Annotated in this window: 11 protein-coding genes; 2 read left to right on the forward strand and 9 right to left on the reverse strand. The window is 38.2% G+C overall.

The features are described from left to right. Window positions 1-13 precede the first annotated feature (13 nt). The 6 genes from I6E70_RS04595 to nirB all read right to left on the reverse strand — a co-directional run bounded on the left by I6E70_RS04595 (window position 14) and on the right by nirB (window position 8,584). On the reverse strand, window positions 14-1,732 hold the full coding sequence (locus I6E70_RS04595) for a two-component system response regulator (protein ID WP_197188139.1): 1,719 nt from the start codon (window positions 1,730-1,732) through the stop codon (window positions 14-16). 58 nt (window positions 1,733-1,790) lie between these two features. Beyond that, entirely contained in the window at window positions 1,791-2,981 is a 1,191-nt protein-coding gene (locus I6E70_RS04600) for a sensor histidine kinase (RefSeq protein ID WP_197188140.1), read from the reverse strand. Window positions 2,982-3,260: 279 nt separating this feature from the next. Continuing rightward, entirely contained in the window at window positions 3,261-4,523 is a 1,263-nt protein-coding gene (locus I6E70_RS04605) for a nitrate regulatory protein (RefSeq protein ID WP_007585210.1), read from the reverse strand. A 274-nt stretch (window positions 4,524-4,797) separates the two neighbouring features. Next, window positions 4,798-5,661 carry a uroporphyrinogen-III C-methyltransferase gene (gene cobA / locus I6E70_RS04610; protein ID WP_010552560.1) on the reverse strand — a complete coding sequence of 288 codons (864 nt, stop codon included), beginning with the start codon at window positions 5,659-5,661 and terminating at the stop codon, window positions 4,798-4,800. A 9-nt stretch (window positions 5,662-5,670) separates the two neighbouring features. Beyond that, window positions 5,671-6,024, reverse strand: a complete 354-nt coding sequence (gene nirD, locus I6E70_RS04615) for a nitrite reductase small subunit NirD (RefSeq protein ID WP_002959861.1) — start codon at window positions 6,022-6,024, stop codon at window positions 5,671-5,673. Beyond that, window positions 6,011-8,584 (reverse strand): nitrite reductase large subunit NirB, encoded by a 2,574-nt coding sequence (nirB, locus tag I6E70_RS04620; protein ID WP_197188141.1) that lies wholly within the window; start codon window positions 8,582-8,584, stop codon window positions 6,011-6,013. Before nirB ends, nirD begins: the two co-directional genes overlap by 14 nt. 394 nt (window positions 8,585-8,978) lie before the next feature. Here nirB and I6E70_RS04625 point away from each other — a divergent pair, with 394 nt between their 5' ends. Next, on the forward strand, window positions 8,979-11,135 hold the full coding sequence (locus tag I6E70_RS04625) for a 2Fe-2S iron-sulfur cluster-binding protein (RefSeq protein WP_197188142.1): 2,157 nt from the start codon (window positions 8,979-8,981) through the stop codon (window positions 11,133-11,135). Window positions 11,136-11,331: 196 nt separating this feature from the next. Here the strand turns inward: I6E70_RS04625 and I6E70_RS04630 are convergent, their stop codons facing one another. Both I6E70_RS04630 and I6E70_RS04635 read right to left on the reverse strand, forming a co-directional pair. Then, complete coding sequence (locus I6E70_RS04630; protein WP_010552564.1) at window positions 11,332-11,733, reverse strand: hypothetical protein; 402 nt, start codon at window positions 11,731-11,733, stop codon at window positions 11,332-11,334. 375 nt (window positions 11,734-12,108) lie between these two features. Then, the gene (locus I6E70_RS04635; RefSeq protein WP_197188143.1) at window positions 12,109-12,732 is read right to left on the reverse strand and encodes a glutathione S-transferase; all 624 of its coding nucleotides are present in this window, start codon (window positions 12,730-12,732) and stop codon (window positions 12,109-12,111) included. Between the two features lie 117 nt (window positions 12,733-12,849). Between I6E70_RS04635 and I6E70_RS04640 the strand changes: the two genes are divergently transcribed. Beyond that, the gene (locus I6E70_RS04640; protein WP_197188144.1) at window positions 12,850-13,743 is read left to right on the forward strand and encodes a LysR family transcriptional regulator; all 894 of its coding nucleotides are present in this window, start codon (window positions 12,850-12,852) and stop codon (window positions 13,741-13,743) included. 170 nt (window positions 13,744-13,913) lie between these two features. On the opposite strand, the gene I6E70_RS04645 is transcribed toward I6E70_RS04640, so the two are convergent. Then, window positions 13,914-14,765: a universal stress protein gene (locus I6E70_RS04645; RefSeq protein WP_197188145.1), complete on the reverse strand. Its 852-nt coding sequence runs from the start codon at window positions 14,763-14,765 to the stop codon at window positions 13,914-13,916. Window positions 14,766-14,770 lie beyond the last annotated feature (5 nt).

The following is a 14,770-nucleotide window of genomic DNA, read 5'->3' on the forward strand; positions in this document are numbered from 1 at the left end:
AATAACCTATTTATTAAAGTTTTATTTTTTTACTATAGTCATCGAGCAGCAAATTAATTTCGTTTACAGGCATAGGCTTTGAAAAGAGAAAACCTTGCAAGTAGTCTATATTTAATTTTTTACACAGCTGATGCTGGGTTTCAGTTTCGATTCCTTCAGCTACCACAGAAAAATCTAGTTTCTTCAGCATTAAAGATAAGCTCTCGATTATTTTTAATCGTTTATTATTTTCTCCACCTAACGATTGCATGCTTTTGTCTAATTTTACTATATCAATAGGGTAGGAAATAAGGTGAGATATGGATGAATAACCCATACCAAAATCGTCCAAAGCAATCCTAAACCCTTTATTAGACAAAGAAGTTAATATTTCAATCACTTCTTTACTGTTTTCCATAAAAGCTGTTTCTGTTATTTCCAGAATAATACTACTGGTTTTTAAATTGTATTTTTCGACCGTCTCTAATAGATACGTTTGTAAAACTTCTCTTTGCAGCTGTATCGGTGAAATATTAATAGATAGAGTTAACGGCGTTTGATAGTCTTTCTGCCACAAAGATAACTGCTTTAAAGCGCTCGCAATTATCCATTTTCCAAGAGGGACTATTAATCGGCACTCTTCAGCAATAGGAATAAACTCATCGGGGGTATAATTAACGGTTGTATCTGGCCAACGGATAAGGGCTTCGACACCTGTCATTATTTGTGTTTTTGAACAGTAAACAGGTTGATAAAATAGCCTAAAGTTTTTTTCCTCTATATGCTCTTTTATACTATTTTGAATATCTACCCGACGACTAAATTCATATTGATATTGCTCTTTGTAAAAGCTTATTCTACTTTTACCACTTTGTTTTGAGCGATACATTGCAATATCAGCACATTTTAGCAGTTCATGAGATTCAGTAGCATCATTTGGGTATATGGCGCTTCCAATGCTAACACTGCAATTTAAAGTTCTGCCTTCATGCAAAAAGGGTTTAGAAACTTCAGCTAAAATTCTATTTGCTATCATACCTATTTGATTAATATTGCAAATTCCACCTATTATAACTGCAAATTCATCGCCTCCTAAGCGTGCAAATCCTTCATTTTGCCTCAGGCAACTATGAATCCTTTCTACTGTTTGTATTAAAATTTCGTCGCCGACACTATGCCCAAGCGTATCATTAATATTTTTGAAGTTATCTAAATCTAAAGCAAGTAACGCCACGCAGTTTTTAGCACGTTTATTGTTAGCTATCATTACTTTTAGTATTTCTTCAAAATGATATCGATTAGACAAACCAGTAAGCTGATCCCGTTCTGCCATATGCTTTACAGCAAGATAACTGTTGTGCATACGTTGTTCTGCCTCGAAGCGTTTTTTGGCATATATAAGCGCTTTATTTAAACTATCCCTCGTTATATCACCTTTTGGTAAAAAGTCTTGAGCGCCGGCTTCTATACACTCAATAGCCAAAGCTGAATTTTCTGAGGAGCTAATCATGATAATTGCGGTGTTACCGAGTTTAGGCTTTGCACGCATTTCAATTAGCATTTCAATGCCATCTTCTTTAGGCATATTATAATCGAGTAGTATTATATCAAAGTGCGTGTCTTCAATGGCTTTCAAGCCCTCGGATACGCACGTTACCTCGGTAATGTCATGATGATGAGAGCCATCAGAAATAAGCATTTTTTTAATTAATTTGCGATCAACTAAGTCATCATCAACAATTAAAATATTCATAAGTTCCTTCTAAGAGCAGCATCTACATGATGCTCGTTTATAATTGATAATTTCATAGTTAAACTTTGGGCCAATAAATAGTGAATGTACTGCCAAGTTCCCCATCGGAGGCTACTTCAATTTTGCCCCCATAATTAATAATGAGCTTATTGGCAATACAGAGTCCAATGCCGCTCCCTTCAACATCATCTCGAGATTGCAATGTCTGAAATAACTTAAATATGAGTGAAAAATATTTAGGGTCAATTCCAGGGCCATTATCTGTTATCTCAATAATGTAATATTGATTAGAGGGGATAAGTGAAATATCGATAACCGGGTGCTCTTTATTGTTATGTTTTATTGCATTACTAATAAGATTTTGAAAAACAGTTTTAAAAGGGATCAGCGGTATATCGAGTACTTCGTTATTGGCGTGTATATCAACAGTGACAGCTTGTGGAACTTCTAAAATTTGTTCTATATCTTGGTAAATACTTTCTAAAGATATGTTTGCATGAGTTGAATCACAGCTATTTATTCTCGAGTAGCTTAGTAAATCTTCTAGCAGTACTTGCATTCTATTAGCCCGGCTGAGCACAAGCTGAAAGTTTTCTAGGTGCTCTTGAGGGAGTAAATCTTTACAGTCATCATAAATCCACTCTAATAAACGTTTTATAGCATTTAATGGTGACTTTAGATCGTGTGAAGCAATACTGGTAAATTCATCTAGTTCATCGCTCATTTTTTGTAATTTTTTGATTAGGCGATCTTTTTCAGTTTCGTCTTTTTTTAGCTCGCTAATTGTTGAGTGAAACTTAGAACTGTTTATTTTATCTAATGAATTTTTACGTTGGACTAACTGATTAACAAAGTTTTTTTGTAAACTATTTAAGATTAATTTTTCTTTTTCGGTAAGTAGTGAATCACTTGCTCGGTCAAATATAAACCATCCAAATTTAAGGTTTGAGGGCAAAATAATAGGTGATACCACTCTAAATATTTTAGGAGCATGCTCGATAATCGATTCATTAAAAACGTCATCAGATAGTTGCTCTTTAGCTACTGTTATTTTTGAACCTGATTTATATAGCTCGACAGCACGTTGAGGCAGGTTAGCAACAATAGAGAATGAGCTCGTATCAAAAATGTTTAAAATTAGCTCAGCAAAGCTTTTTAAGCTTGTTTGAATGTCATTATCAAGAGAAGTCGTTAATTGCTGCTCATCTATTAATGATACACCTTCTAAATAACTCTCTACATTGGGCATTCAAACTCCTACAACAGTATTAAATAAATATGCCTCATTAAAATGAGATGCAACAAATGATTAACTTATTGTAGTTGATTATTTTGAATGTGTTGAATTATTCACTTTATAAATTAACGCCAAATTAAAGCCTTACCTTATTATAGTCAGTAGCTTATGAACCTATTTTCTAATAAGGTAAAACTAAGTCTGATCGTGAAATTTATGACTGAATAAATAAGTATTATGTTGGGTAGTGTTCTTACTAAAGATCAACATGCCCAAGTAAAAACAGCATATTTAATCGCTCATTTGTATAATTGTTTGCGCTACGCTAAATAAGGTTTTATGCGTATCCATTGCTTGTTTTTGTAGCTGTTTATGGGCTTGCTCTTCAGTGAGCTTTAACTGCTCAATAAGTATGTACTTGGCTTGGTGAATTACCTTTTGCTCACTAATTACTTTTTTAGCGTCAAGTAACGCTTGGTTTATTTGTTTAATATGCTGGCTTTGCTCGATAATTAAATCGTACATACTTTTATTACTATTGAGCTTATCGGCCGCTATGTTTTGGCTCACTTCTGGCTCTGGTTGCTTAACGGCTAATTGGCCAAAAGTAGGGGCTATGTGTTGCTCTACCATATTGTTAAGTACCTGCTTGTTTGTATTTAAGCTACGTTGAGCACAGGCTATTTGCATTGCTGCGGTATCAATTAACTGATCTGCTATATTTTGTTCAATTTTGTGCATTATATCTATGCGCGTAGTGGTTACTTCGTACCATACTTCGCTAAGTTGTGAGAGCGGTTGAGCGTTCTCGTCATCGAGCTTTTGCAGTAAACTTCTAAGTTGCTCTACCTGATTATTAACCTGATGCGTTGTTAGTGTGCCAAAACATTTTAAAAGGTGCGCATCGGCGTACTCATTAAAAAAGTCAAAGCTGTGGTTTTGCTCTTGTACAAAATGCGCGAGTTGTTGTTTTTGTTCTGTGGTAAATTTACTCGCTGCAAATGCTTGTGCACCACAGGCACGCTCTTGTCCTGCGTATTCTTTACCTTGCATAAAATTAAAAAATGCGACTAATAAGCGCGTTATTTTGGGATCGCTTGCGCCATCAGCTGCCTCTAAAATAATATTGAGTAAACTAGCAATTAACTGAGTGAATGACTGCGTAGCATGTACCGCACTAATGTTTTGTTGTGCTATTTGCTTGCGCAATACCGGTAATGCATCGAGTGCTTGTAAGCTATAGGTAATTAAATTAAATAACCGAGTATGGCCAGTATCGGCGTTGTCGTTTATAAATGTTTGTTTAAGAGAATCATAAAATGCAGTTTGTGCGCTGTCGCTTAAAGGGATTTGTTCTTGTAATTGGGTTTTAAATCGCTCTCGATTTGAGGCCAAAAATATATTACTCATTGCGCGTTCTTTTTGTAACTGATGTACAAAATCGCCTAATTTAGTAAGCGAGGCACAACTGTTTTGTAATTGCTTTAGCGCGTGTATTTCTTGATACTTTGCTGCTAATAAAAACTGTTTTGTGAGAGGATTGCTTGTCGCCATTGGTATTATTCCACACTTTTTTGTTTTTAAAGTGCAACCACTGTTCCAATCATTAATAAATTTCATCATTGAATTTAAAATCAAGCTAATACAATTGCTTAAAGTGTTGTTTTTGTTTGCCACTGTTTTTCTATAATTTAAATTACCATTACTTTTAACTTATTTGGTGCATTTAAACATGTTATTGCACACAACTTGAACCCAAATTAAAAACAAAAAAAGCGCCTACTCCTGGGGAGGTAGTAAGCGCGAAAAGTGCATTATTCATTTTGTATCATGCGTTAACATTTATACTGTTTAATAACTCAGGGCTAATTGCCATTTTATGATTTATTACTTCACCAATCATAATAAGGGTAGGACCTTGAAGGTTGTGTTTAGCATGCTCATTTACTATCAGTTCAAGCGTACTAGTAATTACTTTTTGCTTAGTGGTAGTGGCATTCTCTATTAGTGCAATGGGTGTATTACTTGGCCAGCCCACTGATTGCAAACCGTTGCTTAGCGTTTGTAAGCGCGAAAGCCCCATATAAACCACTAAAGTGGGGTTGTTGTTTGCAGGCATAAACGCGTAATTTTGCCAATGAGGTTGCTTGTTAGGATCGGCAAACTGCGCCGTTAAAAATGTAACACTACGCGCTACATCGCGTGCAGTGAGCGGAATACCCGTATAAGCAGAAGTAGCACAAGCCGTTGTAACACCCGGAATAATAGCAAAATTAATATTATGCTTGGTAAGTGCATCGGCTTCTTCGTTAATACGTGCAAATATACTCGGATCACCGCCTTTTAAACGCACTACGTTTAAGCCTTGTTGCGCGTATTTAACCAGTAGTTCGCAAATGTTAGCTTGGGTCATTGAGTGCTTACCCGCACGTTTACCTACAAATACACGCTGCGCTTTTTTAGGGAGCGTTTTTAATAAATCATCGCTTACTAACCAATCGTATAAAACAACATCGGCGGTATTAATTAAACGCTGCGCTTTTACCGTAATTAGCTCTGCGTCTCCTGGGCCCGCACCAATTATATAAACGTTGCCGCTTTTAGCACTGCGATCATTTGAGCTTGTTAGCTTAGTAACAAGCTTATTTAGCCACACGTTTTCAATACCCGAAAAATAAGACAGTACACTCATAATATTCCCCTAAGCCACAGCTGTTGTAACTTTTGGTTCAGAGCTTATAAATACACTGCCGTCTTCAATTTTTGCATTAAAAACCGGTAAGTGTATTGCTTCTGCTTCTAAACATTCGCCTGTTTCTAGGCAAAAGTGTTGCTTATATAAAGGCGATGCGACAACTAATTTATTGTCGATTGAGCCAATAATGCCACGCGATAATACATTGGCTTTGCCAATCGGGTCGTAGTTGCTAATGGCAAACACAGCCGTTGGATTTTGTGGAATGTAAAAAATAGCCACTTGCTGATTATTAACTAATGCGCATACGCCGCTATTAGCCACTAGGTTGTCGATTGTTCCAATATTATGCCAAGACATCAGCTTGCTCCTCTTCAACTTCCATTACTGGAATACGGTTTTGTGTATTACGTTGCTCACGTTTTTCGGCTTCTGTAGCAGGGCGAATTTGGTTACGCTCTTGCACAAACAAAATGTTGTCGTCGGTTTCGGGGCTATTAACAAACTGGCGGAATCGTTTGGCAGCATCTGGGCTTTCAATCGCTTTTTTCCACTCACACGCATAGGTTTGCGTAATTAATTCCATTTGCGCTTCTAGTTCGTCGCAAATGCCTAAGCTGTCGTCAATGACTACGCTTTTAAGGTAGTCTAAACCGCCTTCAAGGTTTTCCATCCATACCGACGTACGCTGTAATTTGTCAGCTGTTTTAATGTAAAACATAATCACGCGGTCAATGTATTTAATCAGTGTTGGCGTGTCTAAATCGGTCGCAAATAAATCAGCATGGCGAGGGCGCATACCGCCATTACCACACACGTATAAGTTCCAGCCGTTTTCGGTAGCTATAATGCCAATATCTTTACTTTGTGCTTCGGCGCATTCGCGGGTACAGCCCGATACCGCCATTTTAAATTTATGCGGTGCACGCAGTCCTTTATAGCGGTTTTCTATTTCTATTGCGTGTCCAACGCTGTCTTGCACACCATAACGACACCACGTACTACCCACACAAGATTTAACGGTTCTAAGAGACTTACCATAAGCATGACCGGTCTCAAATCCAGCTTCGATCAATCGCTCCCAAATAACAGGAAGCTCTTCTAAGCGTGCACCAAATAAATCAATACGCTGACCGCCAGTGACTTTGCAGTACAGGTTAAAGTCTTTTGCTACTTGTCCAATTACAATGAGTTTGTCGGGCGTTATTTCGCCACCAGCAATACGGGGTACTACAGAGTACGAACCATCTTTTTGCATATTTGCTAGGTACGTATCGTTAGTGTCTTGTAAGCCAACATGAGCGGGTTCTAAAATGAAGTCGTTCCATGTTGAGGCTAAAATAGAGCCAATGGCAGGTTTACATATTTCACAGCCATGACCGCTGCCGTGTTTAGTTAGTAAGTCATCAAAGCTTTTAATGCTTTCTACTTTTACCATGTGCAGTAGTTCTTGGCGTGAATACGCAAAGTGCTCACATACATGGTTGTTTACTTCAACTCCACGGCTTGCTAATTCGTTATCAACAACTGATTTTAATAACGCGGCACAACCACCACAGCCGCTTGCTGCTTTAGTGCATGATTTTACTGAGGCTAAATCGCATGAGCCGCCATCAATTGCACCTACAATGTCGCCTTTACTCACATTGTGACACGAACAAATAGTGGCTGTGTCGGGTAGGGCACTGCCAGATAACGACGGCGCGCCGCCGCTGTCTGGTAAAATTAAACACTCAGGGTTTTCTGGTAAGTCCATGTCGTTAAGCATGTACTGCAATAAAGTATCGTAGTCGCTGGTATCGCCAACTAGTACAGCGCCCAGTAATTTATCGCCTTTCTCACTTAGTATGATTTTTTTATAACAGCCGCGAATAGCGTCTTGGTATATAAGTTCTTTGCAGTCTGGCGTTTTTGCATGAGCGTCGCCAATTGAGCCTACTTCTACACCTAATAACTTAAGTTTTGTGCTCATGTCGGCACCTAAAAACTCAAGCTCGCCACCACTTAATTGACTCGCTGCAACGCGCGCCATGTTGTAACCTGGTGCAACTAAGCCAAATAGTTTTTTGTCCCACAGGGCACATTCACCAATGGCTAAAATATCAGGATCTGATGTTTGGCATTGGTTATTAATAATAATACCGCCGCGTTCACCCAGCTCTAAGTCGGCAATTTTGCCGAGTTGGTCATACGGGCGAATACCGGCAGAGAACAAAATTAGGTCTGTTTCTAAAAATGTCTCATCCGAAAAATTTAATCTAAAGCGACTCGTTTCGCCTTTTACTATTTCACTGGTCGCTTTTGATGTATGCACCGTTACGCCGAGTTCTTCTATTTTATTTTTTAGTAGCGTACCGCCTTGTCCATCAAGCTGAACAGCCATAAGTTGTGGCGCAAATTCAACTACGTGGGTATCAAGCCCTAGTTGCTTAATGGCGTTTGCGGCTTCAAGCCCCAACAAACCACCGCCAATAACTACACCGCTTTTACTTACAGCAGCACTGGCTTTTATTTGTTCTAAATCTTCTAATGTGCGATACACCAAACAATGGGGTTGGTCGTTACCTTTTATAGGTGGCACAAACGGAAATGACCCTGTCGCGAGTATAAGTTTGTCGTATGGGTATTGTTCACCGGTTAATGTGGTCACTATTTTTGCTGATCTATCAATGCCTTCAACCCACTGGCTGGTATGCACATTAATATTAAGCTGTTTGTAGTTGTCGTGAGTGGTAAGTGCTAAATCGGCGGCGGTTTTGCCATCAAATACACTTGATAAGTACACGCGATCGTATGCAAGATTTGCTTCTCCGCAAAGTACAGTAATGTCTGCGTTGGCATCGCTTTGGCGCATTTGCTCAACAAAGTGGTGTCCGACCATACCATTACCAATAATGAGTATTTTTTGCGAGGTTTGCATAGGGCATTCCTTAAAGTGACGGTTTAAATACAAATAACAAAAAAGCCCGCCACAAATACGCAATATGCATAACTGTGTGCGGGCTTCTTTGCCGATGGTTGCTAATAGCTATTGTGCTCACAACCTAAATTTTTGCCGTAAGTAAAACGGGCTTGTTAATAGAATGTTTGCAAAAATACAGCCAGTTTTTTAAGTTATTGTTTAAATAGTATTTAATGTGTTTTTAGAGTGAGGATAAAACCTATTTTGTTATATGTTGGTGCGCGCCTGGCACTAAGAGGGTGCAAGTATTGTCATTGTTTTGTGCATTATCAGTCAATAAAACACCCATTATCATTCATTGTGTATTGAGTTAAATTTAGCCCATGAAATACGCACACGAATTACGAGCAAAATGACTAACACAAACTCAATAGATGCTTCACCTTTTCACGAAGGCGAGCTGGCAGTACAAGACAAACTCGGTAAACGAGAAATAATGGAAACATTTGGTAAACGTGCCGTGCGCTCATTTATGCCAAAGCAACATCAAGCCTTTTTTGAGCAGTTACCATTTGTGGTTGCAGGCAGTGTTGATGAAAACGCTAATCCGTGGGTATCTATTGTTTCAGGACAGTCAGGCTTTTTAAGCGCCCCCACACCTACGTCGTTATTAATGAAGCACGCGGTTGATAAAAACGACCCCTTACATGACACGTTAAATATTGCCGGCTCGCCAATTGGTTTATTAGGCATTGAGCTAAGCACGCGTAGGCGTAACCGTTTAAATGTGCGCGTAGGTGAGGCAATTAGTAATAATAAAGTGAGTTTTAATGTTGATCAATCCTTTGGAAATTGCCCACAGTATATTCAAACGCGCGACTTAACGTTTAATAGAGATCCTTTACTTAAAAGTAATGCGGTACAAAAAGTTGAATTTAATACACTTGATAACGCAGCTAGTGCGTTAATTGACACAACCGATACATTTTTTGTTTCAAGCTTTATAACCGCTAAAAACAATCCAAAAATTGAAGGTGTTGATGTTTCTCACCGTGGTGGATTGCCGGGCTTTGTAAAGCGAGAAGGCAATACATTAACGATTCCTGATTACGCAGGTAATAATTTTTTTAATACCTTGGGTAACTTTTTATTAAACCCAAAAGCAGGTTTGTTATTTCCTGATTTTGACACGGGTAATGTATTAATGCTTACCGGCAGTGTTGAAATTTTATGGGACGGGCACCCAGAGTTAGAGGGCTTTATTGGTGCAGACCGAGGCTGGAAATTCACCCTCACTAAAGGAATGTGGCTTAAAAACTTACTCCCGTTTAGTGCTAAATTTGATGCTTATTCCCCTAATACTAAAATGACGGGCACGTGGCTTGAGGCTGATAAAAACAAACAAGCCGAAAAACTAAAACATACTTGGCAGCCTTTAAAAGTAACCAAAATAATTAAAGAAAGTAATGTAATTACCTCCTTTTATTTAGAAGGGCATAACAATACAACCTTGTTACCGTTTAAAGCTGGGCAGCATTTAACTGTACAAATACCATATAAAAATAGTAGCAATAGCAATAACAGTAATAGCAAACCTGTTATTAGAACCTACACCGTGTCATCAAGCCCTCATGAACTATTTTATAGGTTATCGATTAAAAAAGAGCTCAGTGGCGAGGTATCTAACTACTTTCATAATAACGTAAAAGTAGGCGACGTTATTTTAGCTAAATACCCACAAGGGCAGTTTTTTATTGACCCAACCAGCATTAAACCTGCGGTGCTAATTGGTGGCGGAATAGGTATTACACCTATGATCTCAATGGCTAAACATATTGCACACGAAGGGTTAAGAACCCGCTATACACGCCCTTTGCATATTTTTCACAGTGCTAAAAATAAACAGCAGCGTGCGTTTTATAACGAGCTAAAAACGCTTGCAGATACGAGTGGCGGCGCAATTGATTACTACTCACTTTTATCTCAGCCTGAGCTTGATGAAAAGCAAGGCAATGGCTCTAATTTAAAAAATGAGAGCTTTAACTTAAAATACGAAAGCTTTAATTTAAAAGGGCGCATAAATGCGGATGTGTTTAGGTATTATTTACCACTTGATGATTACGAGTTCTTTTTATGTGGACCTGCTGCGTTTATGCAGCACGTATATAACGAACTGTTATTACTCGGTGTGCAGGATAAAAACATATTTGCTGAAGCATTTGGACCCTCCAGTATTAAGCGCAAAGTGCTTAACACAAGCGAAGCCCCTAATAAAAGCAAAGAGATTAGCACTGAGGAAGCCGACAACACTGTAATTAAATTTAGTAAATCGGGCTTTGAACAGCGTTGGAATAAAGGCGATAACACTATACTTAATGTAGCCGAATCCCATGGTTTAGAACCTGAGTTTGGCTGTCGAAACGGCAGCTGCGGCAGTTGCGCTGTAAAAATAAACGCAGGCGCTGTGGTTTATCGCAATAACGTAAGTTACCCAGTAGAGACAGAGCAGGCGCTAATTTGCTGCGCCGTACCTGCTAAAGGCGTTGAGGAGCTTGATTTAGAGTTGTAGTGTTTTGAAACAAAGTATTAAACTTTAATTTAGTGTAAACTGAAAAGCTTGAGAGGCAAAAGTATTGGGGCCGCTTAACGTTATTAAGAGATATGTGGGTAAGCTCACTTAACGGTAGTTAAGCCTGAAATTGTTTTTTATTAATAATAGGCACAAAGGTGGAAGGTAAGTTGCCTTCCAACCTGATATGTAAACTTTACCTGAGGTATTTATTTATTAATATGTGAAACAGCGGCACACCTAATGTAAGTATAAGTCCCATGGACATGCCTGCTATGAGACAAGCTGCACTCCAAAATGACCACTTTTTCTGAACAGCTTGAAAGTGTTCAATATTATCCCATCTTTTATTTTGCCATGCCCATTCTCGTCCTTTAAAACCTAAGACAAATGCCATGATAAAACCAAGATAAGGAACAAGAACAAGTGCGCCAATCCATGTCCGGTTATGTATTGCCCACGCCCAATTAAATAAAAAGGCGCCCCAGCTCCATCCTTTTATACCTTCTGGTAGCTTATGGCCCTTTCCCATGCCTGAAGTGTTGGCATCACTCTTTATGTTTTTACCAGATTTGGCGTTTGAACGTTTTTTACTCACTTACTCTCTCCTTGAATATATACAATAGTCCTGTAAATTAAATCATTTTTAATTTGTTATTAAAAAATAATAACTTGAATCCTATTTGCATTCAATAGTTTACTGTATTTTATGCAGGAAATGATAAAGAGTTTTTCTTTGTCACTATTACTTATTTACACTGTTTCAAAATCATATTTATGTGTAATTGCTTTACCAGAAAGTATTTTCCTTGTTTTATATAAAAATGTCTGCACATTTTAAGAAACCATTCGCAGGATATATTTTAACTTATCGTAAAATAAAAATATTATTCACTTTTTGCAGATTCCACTTAATCAAGCACAAAAAAAGAGGCTTAATAGCCTCTTATAAAACAGTATTAAAAACTTAAAACTAAGCGAGTAAACCCGCTTCTGTTTCAGGCATTGCTATATAGCCATCAAGTTTACGAACGTTGCTTAACCATCTTAAAATATTTGGGTATTCACTAAGTGATACGCCGCCCTCTGGTGCGTGCGCTATGTACGAAAAGTTGGCAATGTCGGCAATAGTTGGCTGAGTGCCTACTAAGTACTCGCGATTTTGTAAATACGCATCCATTGTTTTAAATAATGTGTGGGCAATGTTTATCGCATTTTGATGATCAAGCTCTGCGCCAAATACAGTAACTAAACGCGCCGAACACGGACCTGAAGCTACAAGCCCTGCAGCAACGCTCAACCAGCGCTGAATATGCGCTTGAACAGTTACATCTTCAGGGTACCAGGTTCTGTTAGCATCAAATTTTTGTGCCAAATACAGCAAAATAGCGTTTGAATCGTTAATAATGTCATCGTTATGTTTAAGTACCGGGACTTGCCCAAAAATATTCATTTTTAGAAAGTCAGCTTGCTTTTGTGCGCCGTTTTGCAGTGCCACATCAACCATATTTACATCAAGCTTTAAAAGCGATGTAAATAACTCTGCACGATGTGAATGACCAGATAAAGTAAAACGGTATAGCGTTAGGTTGCTCATGGGTTGTCCTGTTTTTTAATTTTGAATAGTGATTTTTAATAACGCTATTCTTTCACTATTATCAGTATTGAAAAACCGAGCTAGTAAGGAATTAATGTCAATGCTATATTGACAATCATGGATACTATTATTGGCATTAAAACAATCATAGCGGTTGTTGAAACAGGCTCTTTTACAGCCGCAGGCGACAGACTAGGGCTTTCAAAGGCACTGGTTAGTAAATACGTGGGCATTGTAGAGCAAGACTTAGGGGTTAGATTATTTAACCGCTCCACGCGCAGAATTTCGATTACCGAGGCGGGGCAAAGTTATTACGCAAGCGTAGTGCCTGTAATTGAAAGCTACAGCGAAATGCTCGATAACTTATCGGGTCAAACAGCGCTTGCTAGCGGCAAGCTTCGGGTGAGTGCGCCGGTGTCGTTTGGCGAATCAGATCTTGCGCCGTTAATGCCTGAGTTACTGAGCCGCTACCCTGATTTAAGTATTGATTTAGTGCTTTCAGACAAAACAATTGATTTGCTAGAAGAGGGGGTTGATTTAGCAATAAGAATTGGCAGTGTGTCTGACTCTAATTTAATTGCGAGGCAAATTACCAGTTACCCTTTAATTTTATGTGCATCAGCCGAATACATTCAGCGTTTTGGCGCACCTATAAGTGTTGGCGAGCTTGAACAACACGCTACGGTGATTGATAGCAACTTTAAAATAGGTCGCCATTGGCCTTTAATTTCACCTAGTGGTGAGGCATTAACGGCAAGCGTAAACTCGCGTGTTTCGGTTAATAATCCGCAAGCTGTAAAAGAGGTGGTTGTAGCAGGTGGCGGTATTGGCTTAATTCCTGAGATAGTGGTGAGAGACGATATTGCATCGGGTAAGCTTGTACAGGTTATGCAAGGTTATAAAACCTTTGAGTTTGGCTTATTTGCTATTTATCCGCATAGAAAGTTTGTGGCTCAAAAGGTTACGTCGTTTATTCAGTTTTTATTTGAAAAGTTTGAAGCTAAAAAATAAAGCTTACTTTAAACCTTACTTTAAAACTGAAAGCCAAACCAAACCAAACCAAGCCAAAAACAAAAAAGCCTAAAATCAGTTAAGTGATTTTAGGTTTTTTAAAGTAGGTCATTAAAATATCATTTAAAACAGTTGCTTATTTAAAAATGGCGCTTACTTAAAACAACCACTTACTTTAATATAATAACTGGCACATCGTTGTTTTCGAGCATTTTAATGGTATTACTGCCCACAAAAAACTGCCTTAACTTAGAATGCCCAAAAGCCCCCATAACAATTAAATCAATATTATTTTGTTCTTTGTATTGCATTAACGAGTCAAAAACATTGCCCTCTAAAAAGCTTGCAGACACTTCAAAACCCATACTACTGAGTTTAAATTGTGCGTTAAGAAACTTCTCTTCTAAGTTCTTCTCATTATTATTAATACTCACTAAATGACAATGAAGCCCATGTAATAAACCGCCATCAATGACTTGTTGCAGTGCTTTGTCGGCTGTTTCGCGACCATCGTACGCAATCATAAATGATTTAGGCTGCTTAAACTTTTTAGAAATAAGCAATATTGGTTGCGAGGCGCTACGCACGAGCGTTTCGATGTGTGAACCAAGTGCATTTAAATCAACACGATGATCAACACCATTTCGACCAATAACGATTAAGCGAGTATCATCTTTAAAATCAATAATAGCGTCGATTACATCACCGTGACGTTTAATTAATTCATAGTTTTGAATATGAGCAATTTTTGCTTGTACAGCAACCGAGTCGAGTAATTCATCTGCTAGTTTTAAAGAAACTTTACTACGGTGTTCATCGAGTTTTGTCATTTCTTCAAGCAAAGCCGATTGGGCACCTAAACCAATTGTACCGGTGTAGTTACCTACATTAGTTTGTTGTATTTTTTCAAGCATATGTATAAAGCTAATTGATTTATCTAGCTTTTTTGAAGCCCAAATAGCAGCTTCGGTTACAGCGTGTGTAATGACAGAGCCATCGATACAGGTAATTATTTTTTCCATTACAT

Source organism: Pseudoalteromonas sp. NGC95 (genome assembly GCF_015864705.1).
GTDB classification, from domain to species: domain Bacteria; phylum Pseudomonadota; class Gammaproteobacteria; order Enterobacterales; family Alteromonadaceae; genus Pseudoalteromonas; species Pseudoalteromonas arctica.